Raw genomic sequence first — 23,182 nt, 5'->3', positions numbered from 1 at the left:
TCAGTGTCGCATCCGCACAGGTCGGGGCCGGTGTCCGGTGTCCCGGCCGGGGTGATCCGACCGCAGGCCGAAAACGCTTTGCACGAGACGTATCGTCTCGCCTAGGGTCCGGGGCATGCCCACTCGCACCCACATCGCCATGTTCTCCATCGCCGCCCACGGACACGTGAACCCCAGCCTCGATGTGATCCGGGAACTCGTCGCGCGCGGACACCGGGTGACGTACGCCATCCCGCCCGTCTTCGCGGACAAGGTCGCCGAGACCGGCGCGGAGGTGAAGCCCTGGCACTCCACGCTGCCCTCGCCCGACGACGACCCCTCCGCGTGGGGAAGCACACTGCTCGACAACGTCGAGCCGTTCCTGAACGACGCGATCCACGCCCTGCCCCAGCTGATCGAGGCCTACCGGGACGACGAGCCGGACCTCGTCCTGCACGACATCACCTCCTACCCGGCCCGCGTCCTCGCCCACCGCTGGGGCGTGCCCGCGATCTCCCTCTCGCCGAACCTCGTGGCCTGGGAGGGGTACGAGGAGGAGGTCGCCGAACCGATGTGGGCCGAGCCCAGGAAGACGGAGCGGGGCCGGGCCTACTACGCCCGCTTCGAGGCGTGGCTCGCGGAGAACGGGATCACCCTGCACCCGGACCCGTTCGTCGGCCGCCCCGACCGCTCGATCGTCCTGATCCCGCGCGCGCTGCAACCGCACGCCGACCGGGTCGACGAGAAGGTCTACAGCTTCGTCGGCGCCTGCCAGGGCGACCGCTCGGCGCAGGGCGACTGGGAGCGGCCCGCCGGGGCCGAGAAGGTGGTGCTGGTCTCGCTCGGCTCCGCCTTCACCAAACAGCCCGACTTCTACCGGGAGTGCGTCAGGGCCTTCGGCGAGCTGCCGGGCTGGCACACGGTGCTCCAGGTCGGCAGGCACGTGCGCCCGGATGAACTCGGTGACGTCCCCGCGAACGTCGAAGTGCGCTCCTGGGTGCCGCAGTTGGCGGTCCTGCGCAAGGCGGACCTGTTCGTCACGCACGCCGGGGCCGGGGGCAGCCAGGAGGGCATGGCCACCGGGACGCCGATGATCGCCGTACCGCAGGCCGTCGACCAGTTCGGCAACGCGGACATGCTCCAGGGCCTCGGTGTGGCCCGTCACCTCCCCATGGAGGAGGCGACCGCCGAGACCCTGCGTGCCACCGCCCTCGCCCTCGTCGACGACCCCGAGGCGGCCCGGCGGCTGAAGGACGTTCAGGCCGCCATGGCCCAGGAAGGCGGCACCCGGCGGGCGGCCGACCTCATCGAGGCCGAACTGCCCGCCGGGCGAAGGTGACGAGCGCCGCCCGCGGAGGGCTCACACGCCCAGTGGCTCGCCCTTGCTCGGGGCGGGTGGTGCGGGCGGGGACGCGACCGCCTCGGGGGTCTCGTCGTGGGTGAGGTCCGGCAGGCGGTGCAGCCACTTGGGCAGGTACCAGTTGCGTTCGCCCAGCAGGGACATCACCGCGGGCAGCAGCACACCGCGGATGACCGTGGCGTCGATGAGCACCGCGGCCGCCAGGCCCACGCCCATCTGTTTCATCGACTGCATGGACAGCGTCCCGAAGATCGCGAACACGGCGACCATGATGACCGCGGCGCTGGTGACGACACCCGCCGTGGTGACCACACCGTGCTGGATGGCGTCCTTCGTGCCGCGGCCGCGCAGCCGCGCCTCGCGGATCCGGGAGACCACGAAGACGTGGTAGTCCATCGACAGGCCGAACAGGATCACGAACAGGAACAGCGGCAGCCAGGTGACGATCGCGCCGACGCCGTGGGCGCCCACCAGGGACGCGCCCCAGCCGTGCTGGAAGACCGCGACGAGGATGCCGTAGGCGGCGCCCACGGACAGCAGGTTCAGCACGATCGAGGTGATCGCGACGGTCAGCGAGCGGAACGACAGCAGCATCAGCAGGAAGGCGAAGACCACGACGAAGACGAAGACCGGCACGACGGAGCCGACGAGCTGGGCGTTGAAGTCGTGCGAGCCGGCGACCTGGCCGGTGATCGGCGCCTGGAGGCCGTCGACCTTGCCCAGCGTGGCGGGCCGCACCTCGTCACGCAGCTTCTCCAGGCTCCTGCCCGCCTTGTCGAGGTCCGAGCCGCCGACCAGCGGGACGGAGACGAGAGCGACGTTCCGGTCCTCGTGCAGCCTGATGTCGACCGGGCCGCGCGAGGCGCCCGAGGCGATGGCCCGCTCCTTGAACGCGGTCAACGCCTGCCGCACTTCGGGGGCGTTGACGTCCTCGGCCTTCACGACCACCTGGGCCGGCTGGGAACCGCCGGGGAAGGCCTCGTTGAGCCGCTGGTAGGTCTGCACGATGGGCAGCGAGTCGCCGAACTCCTGGTCCAGCGTGAGCTGTGAGGTCTTCATGCCCAGTGCCGGAGCCGCGACGGCGAGCAGCGCGCCCACGGCCACCACGGCCGACACCACGGGCCGGGCCAGCACACGCCGCAGCACGGCCGTCCAGAACCTGCTCTCCCCGTTGCCGCGCCGGCTCCGCCGCAGGAACGGCAAGCGCCCCTTCTCGACCCGCTCGCCCAGCAGCGACAGCAGCGCCGGCAGCACGGTCACCGAGCCGACCATGGCGACCGCCACCACCATCAGCGAGGCCAGGCCCATCGCCTCGAACTCGGCGACCCCGGTGAACAGCATGCCCGCCATCGCCACGCACACCGTGACGCCGGAGACGATGATCGCGCGCCCGCTGGTCGCGGCGGCGATGCGCAGCGCGGTCCCCGGGTCCCGCCCGGCCGCCCGCTCCTCGCGCTCGCGGCGCAGGTAGAACAGGCAGTAGTCGACGCCGACCGCCAACCCGACCAGCAGCATCACGGAGTTGGCGGTGTCGCTCATCGGCTGCAGGTGGCTGACGATGCCCATCAGACCCATCGTCGCCATGATCGCGGTGATCGCCAGCGCCACCGGCAGCAGCGCGGCCACCAGCGCGCCGAAGGCGATCAGCAGAATGCCGAGGGCCACCGGCACGGCGGAGAACTCGGCCTGCTGGAAGTCGTCCCCGAAGGCGTCGGAGTACTGCTTCTGCATGCTGGCGCCGCCGATCTCCTCGATCCGCAGCGAGGAGTGGCCCTTCTGCACGTCCGCCACGGCCTTCAGCACGGGCTCCACCCGCTCGCCCGCGGTGTCCGCCTCGCCGCGCAGCGCGAACTGCACCAGCGCGCTGCGGCCGTCCCCGGAGATGGTCTTCGTGTCGTACGGCGAGGTCACGTCCGTGACCAGGCCGGTTCCCTCGACGGCCGTGATCACGTCGCCGACGGCCGCCCGGAAGCCGGCGTCCGTGGCCTTGCCGGATCCGTCCCTCGCCTGGATCAGGATCGTCTCGCTCGCCGGCTCCTTGATCCCCGCGTCCTCGATGATCCTCGCTGCGGTGTGCGTCTCGCCCTTGAGCTGGTCGCTCTCCTTGACGTCCAGCCGGCCGGCCGCCGTACCGAGCCCCATCGCCAGGACGACGAACAGCACCCAGATACCGACGGCAGCCCATCGATGCCGGGCACTCCAGCCGCCGGCCCGCGCGGCGAGGCCCCGCACCCGTGTCTCTCCGTTCACCATGACGGGCTTGCCCCTTCTTGAGAGGCCCTGCGGACCTCGTGCGCGGCGACGGCCCCCTGCCGTCACCTTCCGCATCGAAGGTAGGGGAGGGGGGATGCCCCGCTCGTCGTGCTGACCGGTGAAGTGCCCCCGCCGGGGCTCCTCCTGCCGGACCCCGTTTCCTCCGCACTGGGGAGTACGCCGACCCCTTACACCTATCCCGGCTTCTCGGGGGCGCGGATCAGGGTGTCCGTTCCGCCGGCCGCTCTATCGTGGGCGGATGACGACGTATGCCGCGCTGCTGCGCGGAATCAACGTGGGCGGCAAGAAGGTCCCGATGGCCGAGCTGCGTACCCTGGTGGCGGAACTCGGTCACACCCGCGTGCGCACCCATCTCCAGAGCGGCCAGGCCGTCTTCGCCGCCGGTCACGGCGACGAGGAGTCGCTGGCCGCGGAGCTCACGGCGGCGCTGGAGAAGCGGTTCGGCTTCCCGGTGGACGTGATCGTGCGCGACCACGCCTATCTGCGGGCGGTCGCCGAGGCCTGCCCGTTCCCGGCCGCCGAGCTGGAGGGCAGGCAGCTGCACGTGACCTACTTCTCCGCGCCCGTCGAAGCGGGGCGCTACGCGGAGATAGACCGGGACGCCTACCTGCCCGAGGAGTTCCGCCTCGGCGACCGGGCTCTGTACCTGTACGCGCCGGACGGGCTCGGCCGCTCCAAGCTCGCCGAGCACCTGTCCAGGAAGCGGCTGAACAAGGACCTGATCGCCACCAGCCGGAACTGGAACACGGTGCTCAAACTCGTCGAACTGACCGCCCCGGACGCCTGACCCGGGCGGACGCGGTCGACGCGATCCGGGCGGGCGCGCTCACCCGAGAGCGGACAGCCGGGACAGCTCGTCGGCGTGGAGGGACACACCGGCCGCGTCCAGGTTCTCCTCCAGGTGCGCGAGCGTGCCCGTGCCCGGTGTCGGGCAGAGCACGGGGGAGCGGTGCAGCAGCCACGCCAGGGCCACCTGCCCCGGTGTGGCGCCGTGCGCGGCGGCGACCCGGGCGCACTCCGGGTGCCCGGTCAACGTGCCGTTGCCCAGCGGGAACCACGGCAGGAACGCGATCCCGTGCTCCTCGCACAGCTCCAGCAGCGGCTCGGACGCGCGGTCGAGGAGGTTGTAGCGGTTCTGGACGGAGGCGATGGCGGTCGACTCCAGTGCCGCGGCGAGCTGTTCGGCGGAGACGGAGTCCAGGCCGATGTGGCGGATCTTGCCCTCCTTGCGCAACTCCTCGAGCGCGCCGAGCTGTTCGGCCATCGGCACGGCGGGGTCGAGCCGGTGCAGCTGGTACAGGTCGATCCGCTCCAGCCGCAGCCGGCGCAGGCTCGCCTCGCACATCGCCCGCAGCGCTTCCGGCCGGCCGTCGATGTGCCAGGCGCTGTCGCTGGTGCGGACCACCCCGCCCTTGGTGGCGATCACCAGGTCCTCGGGGTAGGGGCGCAGGGCCTCGGCCACCAGTTCCTCGGCGACACACGGCCCGTAGTTGTCCGCGGTGTCGATCAGGGTCACCCCGCGCTCGACCGCCCGCCGCAGCACGGCCACCGCGTCCCGGGCGTCGCCGCGCGGGCCCCAGTAGCCGGGGCCGGTGAGCTGCGCGGTGCCGTAGCCGAGGCGCCGTACGGGCAGGTCGCCGCCGAGCGTGAACAACTCCGGGGTCACACGGTCTCCTTGATCGTCCGGTAAGAGAAGCGCACGGATGGCTGTGGGAGGCTCGTCCCCTGCGCTACATCATCATCGGGGCAGGGGCGGTCGGCGGTGCCATCGGGGGGTGGCTGGCGCAGAGCGGGCGCGAGGTCGTGCTGGTCGCGCACGGAGCGCACCTCGCGGCGCTGCGGGAGGGAGGGCTGCGGGCGGAGTAGGGGGGCCGGGCGGACCTGGCAGACCAGGTGGGCCAGGTGGGCCAGGCGGACGGGGCGGACCGGGCGGGTCAGGCGGGTCAGGCGGACCGGGCGGGTCAGGGGAGCCAGACGGAACCGGCGGACCCGGCAGGCCAGGTGGGCCAGGCGGACCAGGTGGCCCATGAAAAGACCTTCTGATTGGACCGCGACCCTGTGCCAATCGGGCACTAGCGTCGACGCCATGACCCCTGACTCGCCGACCCGCGTCGACTTCTTCTTCGACCCCGCCTGCCCCTTCGCCTGGATCACCTCCCGCTGGCTGCTGGAGGTGGAACGCGAGCGTCCGCTCGACCTCGGGTTCCGCGTCATGAGCCTGTACCTGCACAACACCGGCAACGAACTGCCCGACTGGTACCGGGAACTGGTCGACAAGTCGATCGGCCCGGTGCGCGTCGCGGTCGCCGCCGCCGAGCGGCACGGCGAGAAGGTGCTGCGGGACCTGTACACCGCGTTCGGCGTCCGCATCCACGAACGCGGGGAGGAGGACTTCGACGCGGTGGTCGCCGGGTCCCTGTCCGAACTCGGACTCGACCAGGACCTGGCGGCGGCCGCGCACGACCCGTCCTACGACGAGGCGGTACGGCGCAGTCACGAGGCCGGCGCCGAGGCGGACACGGGCGTGTATGTGGGTACGCCCACCATTCATGTCGACGGAACGGTGTGGTTCGGCCCCGTACTGCGGGCCATCCCGCGCGGGGCCGAGGCGGCCGAGCTGTTCGACGCCTTCCGGGTCCTGGCGGCCCGGCCGGACTTCTTCGAGCTCAAGCGCACCCGCACCGGATCACTCCGCTTCGACTGAGTGGCGACCGACCGGGCCGTGCACCGGCCGCGCACCCCTCGGCGCACGGCTTGGACCGGATGATCCACATTCGGAGCCCCGCCCGCTGTACGGAAGTGACACTTGCGTACCGCCGTGCGCTGAACTGAACGACACCACCGCTCGCCGATCATCGGCGGCCGGTGGTCGGACCGTCCGCGGACCGGCACCACGGGGGAGTGCCGGGCCGCGGCCGGAGCAGGCGCCCGTCCGTCAGGCTCCCAGGGCCGCGGACAGCGGCAGCCGGGCGGTGTCGTAGCGCTCCAGCAGGACCCGGGCCACCTCGGGCGCGGGGCCGAGCACCCCGGCCAGCAGGTCGGCCCCGGCCTCGGCCGCGCCCCGAGCGATGCGTTCCGGCAGGAAACCCGGTGCCAGCACGTACGGCGCGACCGCGACCTTGGCGCAGCCCAGTTCTCGCAGTTCCCGCACCGCGTCCTCGGTGCGGGGTGTGGATGCGGAGGCGAACGCAGGCCGCACGGCGCACCAGCCGGTGTGCCGCCACTCCCGCGCGATTTCTGCGATCACTGCGCTCGCCTCCGGGTCGGAGGACCCCGCCGAGGCCAGTACGACCCCGGTCGAGGACTTGTCGGCGGGGTCGAGACCCGCCTCGTACAGACGGCGTTCCAGGGCGTCCGTCAGCAGCGGTGAGGGGCCGAGGACCTCCGCCTGCCGGATCCGCAGCCGCGACGGCGCCCGGCGCAGCACCGAGGGGATGTCCGCCTTGGCGTGGAAGGCGCGGGTCAGCAGCAGCGGCAGCGCCACGACGTCCCGCACCCCGTCGGCCGCCAGGGACTCCAGCACGCCCGGCACGGACGGGACGTTGAAGTCCAGGAAGCCCGTCTCCACCCGCAGCCCGGGGCGCAGCGCCCGGACCCGGCGGACCAGGGCGTGCACGGTCGCGGCATGGCGCGGATCGCGGCTGCCGTGGGCGACGACGAGGAGAACCGGCGGGGAGATCACGGGCGTTCAGCTCTTCACGAGAAGACCGCGGCTGCGCAGCACCCACCGCTCCAGTGGACTGAAGATCAGCAGGTCGATGGCGATGCCGACGAACAGGATCAGGATGATGGCCTCGAACACCATGGCCATGGAGCTGGCGTTGCGGCCGTTCTCCAGCAGCGCGCCCAGGCCGATGCCCAGGTCCGGCGAGGAGGCGATGATCTCCGCCGCCATCAGCGAGCGCCAGGAGAAGGCCCAGCCCTGCTTCAGACCGGCCAGATAGCCCGGCAGCGCGGCCGGCAGGACGATGTGCCAGGCGCCCCGGACACCCGTCGCGCCCATCGTGCGGCCCGCCCGCAGGAACAGCGGCGGCACCTGGTCGATGCCGGACACCAGCCCGTTGGCGATGGACGGGACCGCGCCGAGCAGGATCACCGCGTACATCATCGAGTTGTCCAGGCCCAGCCAGATCACCGCCGGCGGCACCCACGCCACCGAGGGCAGCGACTGGAGACCGGACAGGATCGGGCCGATGGCCGCGCGCACGAACTTCACCCGGGCCACCAGCAGGCCCAGCGGGGTGCCGATCGCCAGCGCGAACAGGAAGCCCAGCAGCCCGCGCGAGACGGACGTCCAGATGAAGCCGAGCAGCTTGCCCTGCAACCAGGCGTCCTTGAACTCGCCGCCCACGTCGGCGGGTGAGGGCAGCCTGCTCGGGTCGTCGACCACCTTGAAGGAGATCAGTGCCTGCCAGACCACCAGGACCACCGCGATCGCCACGATTGGTGGCAGGACCTTGTTGACCAGGGTCTGGCGCAGCGGCGTACGGCCGGCCGTCGTGGCCTCCAGGGCGTCCAGACCGGCCTCCACGTCGGCCAGTTCGGCGCCCCGCGCCGTCTTCGTCTCAGTGCTGGCCATGTCGGCGGATCTCCCCACGCAGGACTTCGGTGATCTCCAGGGACAGTTCCGCCACGGGCGCGTCCTCGATACGGCGCGGCTGCGGGATGTCCACCGTCCACTCACGGGCCACCCGGCCCGGGCGGGAGGACAGCAGCACCACGCGCTGGGCCAGCCGCACCGCCTCGCGCACGTTGTGCGTGACGAACAGCACCGACACCCCGGTCTGCTGCCAGATCCGGGTCAGCTCGTCGTGCAGGACGTCCCGCGTGATGGCGTCGAGCGCCGCGAACGGCTCGTCCATCAGCAGCAGGTTGCTCTCCTGGGCCAGCGCGCGGGCCATCGCGACGCGCTGGCGCATCCCGCCGGACAGTTCGTGGACGCGCTTGCCGTACGCGCCCTTCAGCCGGACGAGTTCGAGCAGCTCCTCGGCCCGGCCGCGCCGCTCCGGCTTCGCCACCCCCCGCAGCCGGAGGGCGAGTTCGATGTTCTTGCCCGCGGTCAGCCAGGGGAAGAGGGCGTGCTCCTGGAACATCAGGGCGGGGCGGCCGTCCGTCGTGATGGACCCGGCGGTCGGCTGGTCCAGCCCCGCCGCCAGGTTCAGCAGGGTGGACTTGCCGCAGCCCGAGGCCCCCAGGAGGGTGACGAACTCGCCCGGAGCGACATCGAGGCTGATGCCGTCCAGGACGAGCTGCTGTCCGCCCGGTCCCGCGAAGGACTTCGAGACGTTCTCGAGGCGGGCCGCGTGCTCTACGGTCTCGGCGGCCCTGGCGAGGGTCGTGGCCATGGTCGTCACCTCCTGGGAACTCTTCGGCTACGGGCTTTACTCGGCGCCGAGACCGGCGTCGCTGACGGTCGGCTCGCCCGCGGCCCTCAGGACCTTGTTCAGCGGGGCGAGGTCGTAGATGCCGGCCAGTTTCGGGCTCTGCAGCAGGCCCGCCTTGACCGCGTGCTGCGCCTGGGCGTCGAGGGTCGAGGCCAGCGGGTCGTCGGTGATCTGGATGGACTTCCACGCCGGGTCCAGGACGTTCTCCGGCAGTTCCTTGCCGGAGTCGACCCCCAGTTGCCTGTTCGCCGCGGCCTTCGCCTCGTCCGGGTTGGCGTTGATCCACTTGTTGGTGTCCACGGAGGCCTTCAGTACCGCCTCGACGGCCTTCGGGTGCTCCTTGAGGAACTTCTGCGACACGATGATGTTCGTGATCACGAACTTCTTGTCGGGCCACAGCGACGCCTCGTCCAGCAGCACCTTGGCACCCTCGGCGACCAGCTTGGACGCGGTCGGCTCCGGCACCCAGGCGCCGTCGACGGAGCCGGACTTGTAGGCGTCCGGGGTGATCTTGTTGTCGGTGCGGACCACGGAGACGTCGCCCTTGCCGCTCTGCGCGTCGACCTTCCAGCCCTGCTCGGCGATCCAGTTGAGGAACGCCACGTCCTGCGTGTTGCCGAGCTGCGGGGTCGCGATCTTCTTGCCCTTGACGTCCTTCAGGGACTTGATCTTCTTCGGGTCGACCACGAGCTTGACCCCGCCGGAGGCCGAACCGCCGATGATGCGCAGGCTCTTGCCGCCCGACTTGGTGTAGCCGTTGATCGCCGGGGACGGGCCGATCCAGCCGATGTCGATGGAGCCGGAGTTGAGGGCCTCGATCTCGGACGGGCCGGCGTTGAAGACCGACGGCTTGACGACCGTGGCGCCCAGCTCCTTCTGGAAGAAGCCCTTGTTCACGCCGACCAGCGCGGTCGCGTGCGTCAGATTGCCGAAGTAGCCGATCCTGACCGAGTCGAGACCGTCGGTCTTCTCGGCCCCGGCGGCCACCTTCTGCTTGGCGCCGTCGTCGGCGGCCTGGGAGCCGTAGCCGCAGGCGGCGAGCGTGAGCAGGGGCAGGGCGGCGACCACGGCGAGGCCGCGGCGGAGTACGGGCGTGCGGGTGCCCCCGGTCGGGCGGTCGCGGAACGGGGGAAGGTTGGCTGGCACGGGAGGCTGTCCTCTCGCAGGCCCGGCGGTCACGCCCGTCAGGTCGTGGCCGGGAGGTCGGCAGGTCTTCTTCTACGCGGGGGGTGGGGGGTGAGGGCGCGCGTGCGGTGCGCGTACGTCAGCGCGCACATCGGGCCACTCCGCCCTGTCCGCTGCCGAGGGCGCCGCTGCCGACCCGGCCGCCCTCCTTGGCGAACGTCGAGTAGAAGTCGGGGGAGTTCATGGTCAGAAGTCCCAGCCGTCCTCGTCCGCCGCGTCCTTGACCGGTATCGGCGAGGCGAACGACTCGCCGACCATGCCCGCGGTGAGCGTGGTGCCGTCGGAGGGGTCGATCAGGATGAACGAGCCGGTGCGCCGCGAGTCGGCGTAGGAGTCGACCGGCAGCGGCTCGGCGGTGCGGATCTTCACCCGGCCGATGTCGTTGGCGACGAGCTGCCCGGGGTGCGGGTGCAGGGACAGGTCGTCCAGGGTGAGCCGGGACGGGATGTCCTTGACGATCGCCTTGACCGTGCGGGTGCCGTGCTTGAGCAGCACCCGGTGGCCGACGGTCAGCGGCTGGTCGGCGACGTGGCAGACGGTCGCCTCCACGTCCTGGGTGGTGGCGGGCGCGTCCTTGCTCGGCACGATCAGATCGCCGCGCGAGACGTCGATGTCGTCCCGGAGCAGGACCGTCACCGACTGCGCCGTCCAGGCCACGTCGACCGGCTCGCCGAGCAGGTCGAGGCCGGAGATCCGGCTGGTGCGGCCGGACGGCAGCACCGTGACCTCGTCGCCGACGCGGAAGCTGCCGGCGGCGATCTGGCCGGCGTAGCCGCGGTAGTCGGGGTGCTCGGCGGTCTGCGGCCGGATCACGTACTGCACGGGCAGCCGTGCGTGGCAGTGCGCCAGGTCGTGGCTGACGGGGACCGTCTCCAGGTGCTCCAGGACGGTCGGGCCGCCGTACCAGTCCATGATCGAGGAAGGCTCCACCACGTTGTCTCCGACCAGCGCCGAGATCGGGATCGCGGTGACCTCGGGGACGCCCAGTTCGGTGGCGTACGCCGTGAACTCCTCGGCGATCGCGGCGAACACGGACTCGCGGTAGTCGACCAGGTCCATCTTGTTCACGGCCAGGACCACGTGCGGCACGCGCAGCAGCGCGGCGATCGCCGCGTGCCGGCGGGTCTGCTCCACCACGCCGTTGCGGGCGTCCACCAGGATCACCGTCAGCTCGGCGGTGGACGCGCCGGTGACCATGTTCCGCGTGTACTGCACATGGCCCGGCGTGTCGGCGAGGATGAACCGGCGGCGTGGGGTGGCGAAGTAGCGGTAGGCCACGTCGATGGTGATGCCCTGCTCGCGCTCGGCGCGCAGCCCGTCCGTCAGCAGCGCGAGGTCCGGGGCCTGCTGGCCGCGGCTCGCGGAGGCGCGCTCCACGGCCTCCAGCTGGTCGGCGAGGACCGACTTGGAGTCGTGCAGCAGCCGGCCCACCAGGGTGGACTTGCCGTCGTCGACGGAGCCGGCGGTGGCGAACCGCAGCAGGGTGGTGGCCGCCAGGTCCGTGGTCGTGGTCGTGGTCATCTCTAGAAGTACCCCTCGCGCTTGCGGTCTTCCATCGCGGCCTCGGACAGCTTGTCGTCGGCCCGGGTGGCGCCGCGCTCGGTGAGGCGCGAGGCGGCGATCTCGGTGATCACCTTCTCGATGGTGTCGGCGTCGGAGTCCACGGCGCCGGTGCACGACATGTCGCCGACGGTGCGGTAGCGCACGAGCCGCTTCTCCACGGCCTCGCCGTCCTTGGGGCTGCCCCAGTCGCCGGCGGTCAGCCACATGCCGTCGCGCCGGAAGACCTCGCGCGTGTGGGCGTAGTAGATCCCGGGCAGCTCGATGCCCTCGCGGGCGATGTACTGCCACACGTCCAGCTCGGTCCAGTTGGACAGCGGGAACACGCGGACGTGCTCGCCGGGCGCGTGCCGGCCGTTGTAGAGGTTCCACAGCTCGGGCCGCTGACGGCGCGGGTCCCACTGGGAGAACTCGTCCCGCAGCGAGAACACCCGCTCCTTGGCGCGGGCCTTCTCCTCGTCGCGGCGGCCGCCGCCGAAGACCGCGTCGAACCGCTCGGACTGGATCTTCTCGGTCAGCGGGAGGGTCTGGAGCGGGTTGCGGGTGCCGTCCGGGCGCTCCTTGAGGACGCCCCGGTCGATGTAGTCCTGCACGGAGGCGACGTGCAGCCGCAGGCCGTGCCCGGCCACCGTGCGGTCGCGGTAGTCGAGGACCTCGGGGAAGTTGTGCCCGGTGTCCACGTGCAGCAGCGAGAAGGGGACCGCGGCGGGCCTGAACGCCTTCAGCGCCAGGTGCAGCATGACGATGGAGTCCTTGCCCCCGGAGAACAGGATCACCGGGTTCTCGAACTCGCCCGCCACCTCGCGGAAGATGTGCACCGCCTCGGATTCCAGCGCGTCCAGGTGGGAGAGGGCGTACGGGCTGCCCGTCCCCTCGTCGCCCGCCTTGGTCTTGGCGACGGTCGTCATGCCAGTCCCCTTTCGCTGAGCAGCGTGTGCACGGAAGCCGCCGACTCCCGGACCGTCTGGTGCTGCGACTCGACGCGCAGGTCCGGCGACAGGGGCTCCTCGTACGGGTCGTCGACGCCCGTCAGCCCCGTCAGTTCGCCCGCGGCCTGCTTGGCGTACAGACCCTTCACATCGCGTACGGAGCACACCTCGACCGGGGTGGCGACGTGCACCTCCAGGTACGCGGTGCCGTTCTTCGCGTGCCAGTCGCGCACCGCGTCGCGGCTGTCGGTGTACGGCGCGATCACCGGGACCAGCGCCTTGACGCCGTTGCGGGCGAGCAGTTCGGCGACGAAGCCGATGCGCCGCACGTTGGTGTGCCGGTCCGCGCGGCTGAAGCCGAGGCCCGCGGAGAGGAACTCGCGGATCTCGTCGCCGTCGAGCACCTCGACACGATGGCCCTCCGCACGCAGCCGCCCGGCCAGTTCGTGCGCGATGGTGGTCTTGCCGGCGCTCGGCAGACCCGTGAGCCAGACGGTGGCTCCGGTCGTCACGTGTGTCTCCCTGTGTCTGGAAGGTGTCTGGAAGCGGTCGTGGAAAGCACGGTCATGGGTCAGCCGTGCAGTCCGCACTCGGTCTTGGCGCTGCCCGCCCAGCGGCCGGCGCGCGCGTCCTCGCCCTCCAGCAGGCGCCGGGTGCAGGGCGCGCAGCCCACGGAGCCGTAGCCGTCCATCAGCAACGGGTTGGTCAGGACGCCGTGTTCGGCGACGTAGGCGTCCACGTCGTCCTGGGTCCAGCGGGCGATCGCGGAGACCTTGACCTTCCGCCGCTTCTCGTCCCAGCCGACGACCGGGGTGTTCGCCCGGGTCGGGGACTCGTCGCGGCGCAGCCCGGTCGCCCACGCCGTGTAGCCCTTCAGGCCCTCCTCCAGCGGCCGCACCTTGCGCAGCCGGCAGCACAGGTCCGGATCGCGGTCGTGCAGCTTCGGACCGTACTCGGCGTCCTGCTCGGCGACCGTCTGCTCCGGGGTGAGGGTGATGACGTGGACGTCCATCACGGCCTCGACCGCGTCGCGGGTGCCGATCGTCTCCGGGAAGTGGTAGCCGGTGTCGAGGAACACCACGTCCACACCCGGCATCGCACGGGAGGCGAGGTGGGCGACCACCGCGTCCTCCATGGACGAGGTGACGCAGAACCGGCGGCCGAAGGTGTCGGCCGCCCACTGGAGGATCTCCAGCGCGGAGGCGTCCTCCAGGTCGCGGCCCGCCTGTTCGGCCACTGCCTTCAACCCGACTTCCACGCCTGCTTCCGGAGTCGTGGTCATATCCCCTCGTCCCCTTCGTGGCCGGCTCGCCCGACGCCCCGGGCGAGCAGCCCGAGGAACTTCAGCCGGAAGGCCCGGTTGCATCCCGCGCACTCCCAGGCGCCGTGGCCCTCCTCGCTGGGACGGAGGTCCTCCTCGCCGCAGTACGGGCAGTAGAAGGGGGCGGCCCGCTCGCTCATGACAGCTCCTCCTCGGACGCCCGTGCGGCCCAGGTGGCGAACCGCTCGCCGTCCTCGCGCCGCTCCTGGTAGCGGGTCAGGACCCGCTCGATGTAGTCGGGCAGCTCCCGCGCCGTCACCTTCAGCCCGCGCACCTTGCGGCCGAAGCCGGGCTCCAGGCCGAGCGCGCCGCCCAGGTGCACCTGATAGCCCTCGACCTGCTCGCCCCGGTCGTCGACGACCAGTTGGCCCTTGAGGCCGATGTCCGCCACCTGGATGCGGGCGCAGGCGTTGGGGCAGCCGTTGAGGTTGATGGTGATCGGCTCGTCGAAGTCCGGCAGCCGGCGCTCGAGTTCGTCGATCAGCGTGGCGCCGCGCGCCTTGGTCTCGACGATGGCGAGCTTGCAGAACTCGATGCCGGTGCAGGCCATGGTGCCGCGCCGGAACGTGGACGGCCGGGCGGTGAGGTCCAGGGCCTCCAGACCGGCGACCAGCGAGTCGACCTGGCCCTCCTCGACATCGAGGATGATCATCTTCTGCTCGACGGTGGTACGGACCCGTCCCGAGCCGTGCGCCTCGGCCAGCTCGGCGATCTTCGTCAGGGTGGCGCCGTCGATACGGCCGACCCGCGGGGCGAAACCGACGTAGTGGCGGCCGTCCTTCTGCCGGTGCACGCCGACGTGGTCGCGCCACTGCTGGACCGGCTCCTCGGGGGCGGGCCCGTCGACGAGCTTGCGCTTCAGGTACTCGTCCTCCAGCACCTGGCGGAACCTCTCCGCGCCCCAGTCGGCGACCAGGAACTTCAGCCGGGCCCGGTTGCGCAGCCGCCGGTAGCCGTAGTCACGGAAGATCGACAGGACGCCCTCGTAGACGTCCGGGACCTCCTCCAGCGGCACCCAGGCGCCCAGCCGCACGCCCAGCTTGGGGTTGGTGGACAGGCCGCCGCCGACCCACAGGTCGAAGCCGGGCCCGTGCTCGGGGTGGCGCACGCCCACGAACGCGACGTCGTTGATCTCGTGGACCACGTCGAGCAGCGGGGAGCCGGAGATGGCCGTCTTGAACTTCCGGGGGAGGTTCGAGTACGCCTTGTTGCCCAGGACGCGGCGCTGCATCTCCTCCAGCGCGGGGGTGGCGTCGACGATCTCGTCCTCGGCGATGCCGGCGACGGGGGAGCCGATCATCACGCGCGGGGTGTCGCCGCAGGCGGTGACGGTGGACAGGCCGACGGCCTCCAGGCGGTTCCAGATCTCCGGCACGTCCTCGATCCGGATCCAGTGGTACTGGATGTTCTGCCGGTCGGTGATGTCGGCGGTGCCGCGCGCGAACTCCTGCGAGACCTCGCCGATGACCCGAAGTTGCCGGGTGGTGAGCCGGCCACCGTCGATGCGCACGCGCATCATGAAGTAGCGGTCGTCCAGCTCCTCCGGCTCCAGGATCGCGGTCTTGCCGCCGTCGATGCCGGGCTTGCGCTGGGTGTAGAGCCCCCACCAGCGCATCCGGCCGCGCAGGTCGTTGGGGTCGATCGAGTCGAAACCGCGCTTGGAGTAGATCGTCTCAATGCGTGTCCGCACATTGAGACCGTCGTCGTCCTTCTTGAACTGTTCGTTGCCGTTGAGCGGGGTCAGGTGCCCCACGGCCCACTGCCCCTCGCCGCGGTGACGGCTCACCTTGCGGCGGGGCGCGGTGGGGTTCTGCGGAGAGGCGGCCATGGTCGATACGTCCTTCGGGACAGCGGGAATGCGGCTCTGAACTGTGCGGGCGCAGGGCACATGGGCAGACGGGCAGGCATGCGCGTCTGTGCGCAGGGGGAAAGCGGGGGAAAGCGGAAAACCGGGGAAAACGGAAAAGCAGCAAAACGGGAGATCGGGAAACCGATGGACCCGGGCCCGTGGCCGTCAGGCCACAGCGGGTGAGGTCAGCTCGCCGGACAGATGGCGCTGGACATGCGGCCGTGGTCGACGTGCCGTCGGCTCACCAAGGCGACTCCAGTTCCAGACATGGTGGAAAGCCTGGCACGGCGATCTGGACAGCGTCCAGCTTCGTCCGGCATGCGGACACCCCTGTCCCGGCATTCAGGACAGGGGTGTCGTTCGGCGCGTCGGCCGCGATCGTGCGCGCACCTGCAGGTCAGGCCGGGTAAGCCCCCGGCCAGGGCCCCGGAGTGGCCACCTCCGCCTCCTCCTCGACCTTGGTGTCGAAGAGCTTGAAGCCACGACGCTGGTAGTTGTCCATCGCGTACTCGCCGTCCTTGCTGCACGTGTGCAGCCACACCCGCTTCGTCGGCGTGCGCCCGGGCCAGCGGTCTGCCAGGTCCCAGGCGCGGGCGGTGCCGCTGGACAGCAGGTGGCCGCCGATCCGCCGGCCGCGGAAGGCCTCGATCAGCCCGAAGTAGACGATCTCCACGACGCCCTCGTCCTGTGCCTCCAGCTCGACGTAACCGGCCGGAGTACCGCGGTCGTACGCCACCCATGTCTCGACACCCGGACGCTCCAGGTGCTCCCGCCACCGCGCGTACGTCCAGCCCAGCCGGTCCGTCCAGCGGATGTCGCCGCCGACCGAGGCGTACAGGAACCGGCTGAACTCGGGGGAGGGAACCTCGGAGCGGACGACCCGTACGTCCCCCTCGGGCACGGCGGCCGGCAGGAGGTCGGTGGGGGAGGTCTGCTCCAGGGACCAGGTGGTCACGGCGATGCTCGTCATGCCGGTCAGGGAATCATCCGCGCCGGGCCCGTGTCGATCGGGAGTGCGGGGTCTCACCCGGGACGCGCCCGTCGGCCCGGCGCGGTTCCCGTGCGTCGGCCCGGCGCGGTTCCGGCTCGGAGACCTGGCGCGGTCCCGTTCGACGGCCTAGCGCAGCTCCCGTTCGACCGCGGACAGCGGCAGCGCGAACAGCATCCGGCCCGACAGGGACCAGACGTCGCCGGTCTCCTGCCAGTAGGACAGGGAGCCGGTGCCGTCGCCCCAGCAGCGGTGGGTGTCCTCGGAGCCGCACTCGGCGGCCTTCGCGCCGCGCTCGTCCTGCCGCCACAGCGTGCCGTGGGTGCCCTCGTCCGCGGGGCGGCCCAGGTACCAGTCCGGTTCCGTGGACGGGCCCGGACGGTGCGACAGGACGCCCCGGACGTCCTCCGCCTTCGTCCCGTAGGCTTCGTCCGAGGCCGCCGTGCCACCGGAGTCGGTGGCCAGCAGGCCGGAGCGGACGGGGTCCAGGCTGAAGGAGTAGCGCCACAGGCGCGTGTGGCGGCCGCCGTCCGTGGGCGCGGCCTGACTCGCGACCAGGCTGGCCGGCGCGGAGCTGCGGTCCAGGGAGAGGCCGTCCGGGCAGGGCAGCGCCGAGAGGTCCGCGCCGGCCGCCCGGACGCAGTTGCCGTCGGCCGGGCGGTAGGAGGCGACCGCGGGCAGCACCCACCGGTAGCCGTGCGCCGACCAGCCGCCCGGCACCCGGCCCACCTCCTGGCCGTCGACCGTGGCGCGGTGGATGCGGCGCAGGTCGTAGACGTACAGCGCGTCGCGCTCGCCGCCGGAGGTGGTGACCAGCAGTTTGTCCCGGTACCAGACCATCCCCGACACACGCGAGACGAGCCCGCGGAAGTCGCGTCCCCCGTCGACCGGGACGGCGAGCAGCGCCCAGGTGTACGTGAGGTGGCCGGGGTCGTCGGCGTTGACGAAGGCGACCCGGGCCAGTCCGCGGCCGTCGTCGGTGTCGTGCGTCCAGCCGGAGAGGATCACCCGGTGCGCGCCCCACCGGCCGTTGTCCTCGGCGTCCCCCGAGGTGGTCACCGACTCCGGCCGCCACCGGCGGGTGGCGGAGTCCGCGGGGTCCCAGCAGTACGCGCGCGTGGCCGCCGGCTCGACGGGCAGCGCCTTCTTCTCGTGGGCGCTGCACTCGTCCGCGTCGCGCAGCGAGCGGTCGGCGCCGCTGAGCACCGTGCCGACACCGACGGGCCGGCCCATCGCCGCGGCGAGCCGGTCGAGGGACCGCTGCGGCACCGGCTGCTCGGTCAGCCGCAGCCGGTCGAGCTCGGCGGACGAGGTGAGCGGCTTCAGGGCTCCGGGGTCGTCGGCGACGGTGGCCTGCGAGGTGCTGATCATGGTGGCGGCAGCGGTCAGCGCGAGGCCGGCCCCGGCCAGGACCGCGCGCAGCGCCCTGCCCCGTCTGCGCCTGCGGTGTCTGCCGCGCTGCTTCATACAGCCCCCTTTTCAGGGCTCGGTCCGCCTCCGGGACGCCTGTTCCGCGCGCACGGGCCAACTGCTCCGGGAGGTCCGAGCGTTGACCGAGTAGCGGCTGGGGCGACCCTGGGGCGATGCTACGGCAGTCCGCCCCGCGACAGGTCGAAGACCCTGCAATTATGCGGAAGATGCCCCCCCGGGGGCCGAACCCTTGACCTACCGGAGTCACCGGGGTCACCCACCCGCGCCACTCACGGCACCGTGATGACACGCTCCCCTCGTACCGCCGGTGCCGCCGAGTGCGGGAGGAGGCCGGTCGGGTCGTCCGGGCGGAGCACCCCGTGACATCTCGGCGCGGACGGTCACCCTGCGGGCCGGATCGCCGAACACGGCCTCGGCCGGCTGCGAGGCGCTGCGGCCGGTGCGGTGCACGGCGAGAAGGTAGAGCAATTCGGCGTGGCGCGGGCTCAGTTCGTGGTTCCAGGAGCCACGTCCACCGACGCCTTCGCCACTGGGTCCTCCCGTGAAAGGGGTCCGGGCAACCGGCTTCCCCGGGGCGCCCCGGCCATGCGGTCGCGCACGGTGGCGTCCCTCCCGGCCGCCCCGCGCACCGTGCCGCCCGGCCCCTGCCGGAAGGGCGCCGTCCTCTCACGCGGACGCGCAAGTTGCAACCCCTTGCAACCCTGGTGAAACAGACCTGAGTTCCTTGAAACTTGTGCAATGCCGCCGTGTGCGGCGTATACGGCCTGGAACGGGCCTGAAGCGCGGGGGTGGTGCCGTGTCGGCGCAGCACCACCCCCGCTTCAGTGCGCGGGACGCGCCCGTTCCACCACCGCCGCCAGGTTCAGGGTGTGCGGCAGCGCCCCGAAGGCCGCGCCCCACTCGCCGCCCAGCCGCGAGGCGCAGAACGCGTCGGCGACGTCCGGCGGCGCGAACCGCACCAGCAGCGCCCCCTGGAGCACCAGCGCCAGCCGCTCGGTCAGCCGCCGGGCCCGGGCCTCGACGCCTTCCAGATCGGCGAGTTCGGTGAGCAACTGTTTGATCGCCGCGTCGAGACGGTGGTCGGCGCCGCGCGCCAGGCCCACCTCCCGCAGATAGGCGTCGAGCGCCCCCGGCTCCCGCGTCAGCGCCCGCAGCACGTCCAGTGCCTGTACGTTCCCGGCGCCCTCCCAGATCGAGTTGAGCGGCGACTCGCGCACCAGGCGGGGCATCCCGGACTCCTCCACGTACCCGTTGCCGCCCAGACACTCGGAGGCCTCCACCGCCACCGGCGCGCACCGCTTGGTGACCCAGTACTTGGCGGCCGGCACCGCGATCCGCAGCAGCGCCCGCTCCTGCTCGCCCCCGTCGTCGTAGGCGGCCGCCAGGCGCAGCGCGAGCGTCGTCGCCGCCTCCGACTCCAGCGCGAGGTCGGCCAGCACGTTGCGCATCAGCGGCTTGTCGACGAGCTTGCCGCCGAACGCCTCGCGGTGCCCGCAGTGGTGCACCGCCTGCGCCACCGCCTGCCGCATCAGCCCCGCCGACCCGAGCACGCAGTCCAGCCGGGTCGCCGCGACCATCTCGATGATGGTGCGCACCCCGCGCCCCTCCTCGCCGACCCGGCGCGCCCAGGTTCCGTCGAACTCGACCTCGGCGGAGGCGTTCGACCGGTTGCCCAGCTTGTCCTTGAGCCGCTGGATCAGGAATACGTTGCGCGTGCCGTCCGCCAGCACCCGCGGCACCAGGAAGCAGGTCAGCCCTCCCCCGTCGCCCTCGGCACGCGAGGTACCCCCAGGGGCCTGCGCCAGCACCAGGAACCCGTCCGACATCGGCGCCGAGCAGAACCACTTGTGCCCGGTCAGCTCGTAGGCGCCGGCCTCGGCGAGCGGCCTGGCCGCGGTGGTGGCCGCCCGTACGTCGCTGCCGCCCTGCTTCTCGGTCATCCCCATGCCGAACAGCACCCCGGCCTTCAGGTGCGCCGGCCGCAGTTCGCGCTCGTAGACCGCGGACGTCAGCCGCGGCTCCCACTCGGCGGACAGCTCCGGGTCGGTGCGCAGCGCGGGCACGGCCGCGTGGGTCATCGACAGCGGGCAGCAGGTGCCGGCCTCGACCTGCGTCCACACCAGGAAGGCGGCCGCCCGCCGCACATGACCGGCCGGACGGTTCCAGGCCGCGGTCAGCCCGGCCGAGACGCCCTTGCCGAGCAACCGGTGCCAGGCCGGGTGGAACTCGACCTCGTCGACGCGGTGACCGTAGCGGTCGTGGGTGCGCAGCCTCGGCGGGTTCTCGTTGGCCTGCGCCCCCCACTCCTGCGCCTGGGCGGAGCCGGCGGCCCGCCCGAGCGTCGTCAGCTCCGCGCGCACCTCGTCGAGCAGCCCCGTCTCCACGTGCCGTCCGACCGCCTCGGCCAGGGCCTGATCGGCGGCGAAGACGTCGTATCCGACCAGCGGCGGCGGCTGGTTGGTCACGGTGTGCGTGCTGGGTGCCATACGACGGAACCTACCCCGCGGTACGCCACCGGGCATCACACAGCCGCCCCGTACCGGGCCCGCCGGGCCCCCGCAGGTGTCCTGCCTGGTGGCCAGACCCCCGGCGGGTGCGGGGGAGGGAGCCGACGGAGATACCTTTGGCTCGTGCAGCAGTCAGCCAGCGAAACCCCCGAAAGGCCGTCCGGCCGCCTCCACCGGGCACGAGCCCTCTACCGGAACGTATCCAAACGCAGGACCGCCTGGCTGCTGCTGAAGGACACCGTCAACTCGTGCATGGAGTACCGGATCCTGGGACTGGCGGCCGAGGCGGCCTTCTTCTCCCTGCTGTCCGTGCCGCCCCTGCTGCTGAGCCTGATCGGACTGCTCTTCTACGTCGACACCTGGACCGGCGCGCACACCATCGCCAGCCTGGAGCGCAACATCCTGGACGCCTCCCGCACGGTCCTGTCCGACCAGGGGGTCAAGGAGATCACCCAGCCGATCCTGCGGGACGTCATGAAGGGCGGCCGGCCCGACGTGATCTCCATCGGGTTCGTGTTCGCCCTGTGGTCGGGCTCGCGCGCGGTGAACGTCTTCATCGACACCATCACCGTCATGTACGGCCTCGACGGCGTGCGCGGCATCGTCAAGACCCGGTTGCTGGCCTTCGGTCTGTTCATCGTGGCCCTGCTGATCGGCTCGATCGCGCTGCCGCTGATGGTGGCCGGCCCGGACGCGGTGGTGCGGATCGTGCCGTGGTCGACGACGCTCGTGCAGATCCTGTACTGGCCGGTCGTGATCGTGCTGTCCGTCGTGTTCCTGACCACGCTGTACCACGTGTCCGTGCCGGTGCGCTCCGCGTGGATCGAGGACGTGCCCGGCGCCCTGGTCGCCCTCGCCATGTGGGTGGTGTGCAGCTTCCTGCTGCGCATCTACCTCACCAGCACCGTGGAGGGCCCGACCATCTACGGCTCACTCGCCGCGCCGGTCGCCGTGCTGCTGTGGATCGGTGTGTCCGCGTTCGCCGTGCTCGTTGGGGCGGCGGTCAACGCCGCCATCGACCGGGTCTGGCCGGCCGCCGCCACGGCCCTGGCCCGCGCCGCCAACGAGCGGGTGCGCGAGGCGCAGATCGCCGAGTACGTCGCCCGCTCCGCCGCGACCCGCGAGAACGAGCCCGACGACCCGGAGGACCCCGACATGCCCGCGGAGTTCCCCGAGCGGTGGTCGCGCTTCCTGCCCCCGGAGGACGTGACGGCACGGCTGCGGGCCCATGTGAAGACCACACATGCGCGGAGCCCGCACAAGGACGACCAGAACGGCTCGTCGAAGGAGTGACCGGACGCCGGGCTGCCGGGCCGCCCGGCGCCTCCCGTCGGGCCCCGGCGGCGTAGGGTCGTCCGCCATGGACCGCCGACTCCTCGTCCACACCCGCACCGCGGATTACCGCCACGACTCCATCCCGGACGCCGTCGCCGCGCTGCGGGCCCTCGACGGTTTCGAGGTCGGGCACACCGAGGACCCCGAGGCCTTCGCCCGGCCCCTGGAGCGCTACGCCGCCGTCGTCTTCCTCTCCACCAGCGGCGAGGTGCTCACCCCGGCCGGCCGGGAGCGCCTCGCCGCGTACGTCGAGCGGGGCGGCGGGTTCGTCGGTGTGCACGCGGCGGCCTGTACGGAGTACGACTGGCCGTACTACGGCGAACTGCTCGGCGCCCGGTTCGCCCGGCACCCGGAGTACCAGCCGGGCCGGGTCCTGGTCGAGGACCCCGACCATCCGGCCACCCGGCACCTGCCCGCCGAGTGGGCCTTCACCGACGAGTGGTACGACTTCCGCATCAACCCCCGCGGCACCGTACGGGTCCTGGCACGCGCCGACGAGTCGTCGTACCGCGGCGGGGGCATGGGCCCCGACCACCCCCTGGTGTGGTGCCGCGAACAGGGCCGGGGCCGCGTCTTCTACACGGCGCTCGGCCACGCCTCCGAGGCCTACGCGGACCCGGACTTCCGGGCCCATCTGCGCGGCGGGATCGAGTGGGCGGCAGGGTCCGTCGCCGGGTGAGGTCCGGCCCGGGGCGCCACGGCCGCCGCCACCGTTCCCCTTGCCGGGGCCGATCATTACTGGTACCGACCCGGTACCCCGCCCATGACCACCACGTCCGCCCTTCGAGAAGGAGACCTTTTGTGCTCGCCGACTCCTTCCCCGTGTCGTCCCCCACCCCGTGGACGGCGACAGTGCCGCTGGTCGCGCTCGTCCCCGCCGTCTACTGCATGATCGACATCTCGCGGCACCCCGACACCAGGCAGCTCTCGCCCCTGGCGTGGCTGGCCGTCTGCGCCTTCGGCAATGTGATCGGCCTGGTCGCCTACCTCAGGTTCGGCCGCAGCGAGCACCGCTAGCGCTCCACCGGACTTCCACCGGACGCCGGTGCCGGCATCCCGCGCCCGGAATACCGGAAGACG

20 protein-coding genes and 3 pseudogenes are annotated in these 23,182 nt (G+C 71.9%); 7 read left to right on the top strand and 16 right to left on the bottom strand.

The genetic code is table 11. From position 1 onward, the window contains the following. Positions 1-78: 78 nt before the first annotated feature. Positions 79-1,318 (top strand): annotated as a pseudogene (mgt, locus tag ABZ818_RS08760) (macrolide-inactivating glycosyltransferase). 21 nt (positions 1,319-1,339) lie between these two features. On the opposite strand, the gene ABZ818_RS08755 reads toward mgt, so the two are convergent. Next, on the bottom strand, positions 1,340-3,592 hold the full coding sequence (locus ABZ818_RS08755; protein WP_361412391.1) for an MMPL family transporter: 2,253 nt from the start codon (positions 3,590-3,592) through the stop codon (positions 1,340-1,342). A 259-nt stretch (positions 3,593-3,851) separates the two neighbouring features. Here ABZ818_RS08755 and ABZ818_RS08750 point away from each other — a divergent pair, with 259 nt between their 5' ends. Further along, entirely contained in the window at positions 3,852-4,400 is a 549-nt protein-coding gene (locus tag ABZ818_RS08750) for a DUF1697 domain-containing protein (protein ID WP_361412389.1), read from the top strand. Between the two features lie 39 nt (positions 4,401-4,439). Here ABZ818_RS08750 and ABZ818_RS08745 read toward each other — a convergent pair whose 3' ends face one another. After that, complete coding sequence (locus ABZ818_RS08745) at positions 4,440-5,279, bottom strand: aldo/keto reductase (protein ID WP_361412387.1); 840 nt, start codon at positions 5,277-5,279, stop codon at positions 4,440-4,442. A 59-nt stretch (positions 5,280-5,338) separates the two neighbouring features. On the opposite strand from ABZ818_RS08745, the pseudogene ABZ818_RS08740 reads away from it, so the two are divergent. Both ABZ818_RS08740 and ABZ818_RS08735 read left to right on the top strand, forming a co-directional pair. Further along, positions 5,339-5,470 (top strand): annotated as a pseudogene (locus tag ABZ818_RS08740) (2-dehydropantoate 2-reductase N-terminal domain-containing protein); the annotation flags it as partial. Positions 5,471-5,699: 229 nt separating this feature from the next. Beyond that, the gene (locus ABZ818_RS08735; RefSeq protein WP_361412385.1) at positions 5,700-6,317 is read left to right on the top strand and encodes a DsbA family protein; all 618 of its coding nucleotides are present in this window, start codon (positions 5,700-5,702) and stop codon (positions 6,315-6,317) included. A 231-nt stretch (positions 6,318-6,548) separates the two neighbouring features. Here the strand turns inward: ABZ818_RS08735 and ABZ818_RS08730 are convergent, their stop codons facing one another. The 14 genes and pseudogenes from ABZ818_RS08730 to ABZ818_RS08665 all read right to left on the bottom strand — a co-directional run bounded on the left by ABZ818_RS08730 (position 6,549) and on the right by ABZ818_RS08665 (position 20,746). Beyond that, positions 6,549-7,295: a sirohydrochlorin chelatase gene (locus tag ABZ818_RS08730; RefSeq protein ID WP_361412383.1), complete on the bottom strand. Its 747-nt coding sequence runs from the start codon at positions 7,293-7,295 to the stop codon at positions 6,549-6,551. Positions 7,296-7,301: 6 nt separating this feature from the next. Further along, positions 7,302-8,192, bottom strand: a complete 891-nt coding sequence (locus tag ABZ818_RS08725; RefSeq protein WP_361412381.1) for an ABC transporter permease — start codon at positions 8,190-8,192, stop codon at positions 7,302-7,304. Continuing rightward, positions 8,179-8,958: an ABC transporter ATP-binding protein gene (locus tag ABZ818_RS08720; RefSeq protein ID WP_361412379.1), complete on the bottom strand. Its 780-nt coding sequence runs from the start codon at positions 8,956-8,958 to the stop codon at positions 8,179-8,181. The genes ABZ818_RS08725 and ABZ818_RS08720 overlap by 14 nt, the downstream gene beginning before the upstream one ends. Positions 8,959-8,994: 36 nt before the next feature. After that, positions 8,995-10,143, bottom strand: a complete 1,149-nt coding sequence (locus ABZ818_RS08715; RefSeq protein ID WP_361412377.1) for an aliphatic sulfonate ABC transporter substrate-binding protein — start codon at positions 10,141-10,143, stop codon at positions 8,995-8,997. 225 nt (positions 10,144-10,368) lie between these two features. Then, positions 10,369-11,703 carry a GTP-binding protein gene (locus tag ABZ818_RS08710; protein ID WP_361412375.1) on the bottom strand — a complete coding sequence of 445 codons (1,335 nt, stop codon included), beginning with the start codon at positions 11,701-11,703 and terminating at the stop codon, positions 10,369-10,371. 2 nt (positions 11,704-11,705) lie between these two features. Then, entirely contained in the window at positions 11,706-12,650 is a 945-nt protein-coding gene (cysD, locus tag ABZ818_RS08705) for a sulfate adenylyltransferase subunit CysD (RefSeq protein WP_361412373.1), read from the bottom strand. After that, positions 12,647-13,246: an adenylyl-sulfate kinase gene (gene cysC, locus ABZ818_RS08700; RefSeq protein ID WP_361412476.1), complete on the bottom strand. Its 600-nt coding sequence runs from the start codon at positions 13,244-13,246 to the stop codon at positions 12,647-12,649. The genes cysD and cysC overlap by 4 nt, the downstream gene beginning before the upstream one ends. After that, positions 13,243-13,953 carry a phosphoadenylyl-sulfate reductase gene (locus ABZ818_RS08695; protein ID WP_361412371.1) on the bottom strand — a complete coding sequence of 237 codons (711 nt, stop codon included), beginning with the start codon at positions 13,951-13,953 and terminating at the stop codon, positions 13,243-13,245. Before ABZ818_RS08695 ends, cysC begins: the two co-directional genes overlap by 4 nt. Further along, positions 13,950-14,132 (bottom strand): hypothetical protein, encoded by a 183-nt coding sequence (locus ABZ818_RS08690; protein ID WP_361412369.1) that lies wholly within the window; start codon positions 14,130-14,132, stop codon positions 13,950-13,952. The genes ABZ818_RS08695 and ABZ818_RS08690 overlap by 4 nt, the downstream gene beginning before the upstream one ends. Then, positions 14,129-15,820 (bottom strand): nitrite/sulfite reductase, encoded by a 1,692-nt coding sequence (locus ABZ818_RS08685; protein ID WP_361412367.1) that lies wholly within the window; start codon positions 15,818-15,820, stop codon positions 14,129-14,131. Before ABZ818_RS08685 ends, ABZ818_RS08690 begins: the two co-directional genes overlap by 4 nt. Before the next feature lie 418 nt (positions 15,821-16,238). Then, a complete protein-coding gene (locus tag ABZ818_RS08680) occupies positions 16,239-16,811 on the bottom strand; it encodes a GNAT family N-acetyltransferase (RefSeq protein ID WP_361412365.1) in 573 nt (190 codons plus the stop codon). Positions 16,812-16,958: 147 nt separating this feature from the next. After that, a complete protein-coding gene (locus ABZ818_RS08675; protein ID WP_361412363.1) occupies positions 16,959-18,296 on the bottom strand; it encodes a hypothetical protein in 1,338 nt (445 codons plus the stop codon). Positions 18,297-18,529: 233 nt separating this feature from the next. Continuing rightward, a pseudogene (locus tag ABZ818_RS08670) lies at positions 18,530-18,767 on the bottom strand (transcriptional regulator); the annotation flags it as partial. A gap of 314 nt (positions 18,768-19,081) precedes the next feature. Further along, positions 19,082-20,746 carry an acyl-CoA dehydrogenase family protein gene (locus tag ABZ818_RS08665; protein WP_361412361.1) on the bottom strand — a complete coding sequence of 555 codons (1,665 nt, stop codon included), beginning with the start codon at positions 20,744-20,746 and terminating at the stop codon, positions 19,082-19,084. A gap of 144 nt (positions 20,747-20,890) precedes the next feature. Here ABZ818_RS08665 and ABZ818_RS08660 point away from each other — a divergent pair, with 144 nt between their 5' ends. From ABZ818_RS08660 to ABZ818_RS08650, 3 genes are all read left to right on the top strand, one after another. Continuing rightward, positions 20,891-22,060: a YihY/virulence factor BrkB family protein gene (locus ABZ818_RS08660; protein ID WP_361412359.1), complete on the top strand. Its 1,170-nt coding sequence runs from the start codon at positions 20,891-20,893 to the stop codon at positions 22,058-22,060. 67 nt (positions 22,061-22,127) lie between these two features. Continuing rightward, positions 22,128-22,781: a ThuA domain-containing protein gene (locus tag ABZ818_RS08655; RefSeq protein WP_361412357.1), complete on the top strand. Its 654-nt coding sequence runs from the start codon at positions 22,128-22,130 to the stop codon at positions 22,779-22,781. A 122-nt stretch (positions 22,782-22,903) separates the two neighbouring features. Further along, positions 22,904-23,119, top strand: coding sequence for a PLD nuclease N-terminal domain-containing protein (locus tag ABZ818_RS08650; RefSeq protein WP_361412355.1), 216 nt, complete (start codon positions 22,904-22,906; stop codon positions 23,117-23,119). Positions 23,120-23,182: the final 63 nt, after the last annotated feature.

Source organism: Streptomyces sp. NPDC047453 (genome assembly GCF_040643155.1).
In the GTDB taxonomy this organism is placed as follows: domain Bacteria; phylum Actinomycetota; class Actinomycetes; order Streptomycetales; family Streptomycetaceae; genus Streptomyces.
This window is presented reverse-complemented; position numbering and strand designations above follow the sequence as displayed.

Coding starts and splice junctions, on each gene's coding strand:
- ABZ818_RS08755 (WP_361412391.1), bottom strand. CDS start 3,592: ATGGTGAACGGAGAGACACGGGTGCGGGGCCTCGCCGCGCGGGCCGGC.
- ABZ818_RS08750 (WP_361412389.1), top strand. CDS start 3,852: ATGACGACGTATGCCGCGCTGCTGCGCGGAATCAACGTGGGCGGCAAG.
- ABZ818_RS08735 (WP_361412385.1), top strand. CDS start 5,700: ATGACCCCTGACTCGCCGACCCGCGTCGACTTCTTCTTCGACCCCGCC.
- ABZ818_RS08725 (WP_361412381.1), bottom strand. CDS start 8,192: ATGGCCAGCACTGAGACGAAGACGGCGCGGGGCGCCGAACTGGCCGAC.
- ABZ818_RS08720 (WP_361412379.1), bottom strand. CDS start 8,958: ATGGCCACGACCCTCGCCAGGGCCGCCGAGACCGTAGAGCACGCGGCC.
- ABZ818_RS08710 (WP_361412375.1), bottom strand. CDS start 11,703: ATGACCACGACCACGACCACGGACCTGGCGGCCACCACCCTGCTGCGG.
- cysD (WP_361412373.1), bottom strand. CDS start 12,650: ATGACGACCGTCGCCAAGACCAAGGCGGGCGACGAGGGGACGGGCAGC.
- ABZ818_RS08695 (WP_361412371.1), bottom strand. CDS start 13,953: ATGACCACGACTCCGGAAGCAGGCGTGGAAGTCGGGTTGAAGGCAGTG.
- ABZ818_RS08690 (WP_361412369.1), bottom strand. CDS start 14,132: ATGAGCGAGCGGGCCGCCCCCTTCTACTGCCCGTACTGCGGCGAGGAG.
- ABZ818_RS08685 (WP_361412367.1), bottom strand. CDS start 15,820: ATGGCCGCCTCTCCGCAGAACCCCACCGCGCCCCGCCGCAAGGTGAGC.
- ABZ818_RS08680 (WP_361412365.1), bottom strand. CDS start 16,811: ATGACGAGCATCGCCGTGACCACCTGGTCCCTGGAGCAGACCTCCCCC.
- ABZ818_RS08675 (WP_361412363.1), bottom strand. CDS start 18,296: ATGAAGCAGCGCGGCAGACACCGCAGGCGCAGACGGGGCAGGGCGCTG.
- ABZ818_RS08665 (WP_361412361.1), bottom strand. CDS start 20,746: ATGGCACCCAGCACGCACACCGTGACCAACCAGCCGCCGCCGCTGGTC.
- ABZ818_RS08655 (WP_361412357.1), top strand. CDS start 22,128: ATGGACCGCCGACTCCTCGTCCACACCCGCACCGCGGATTACCGCCAC.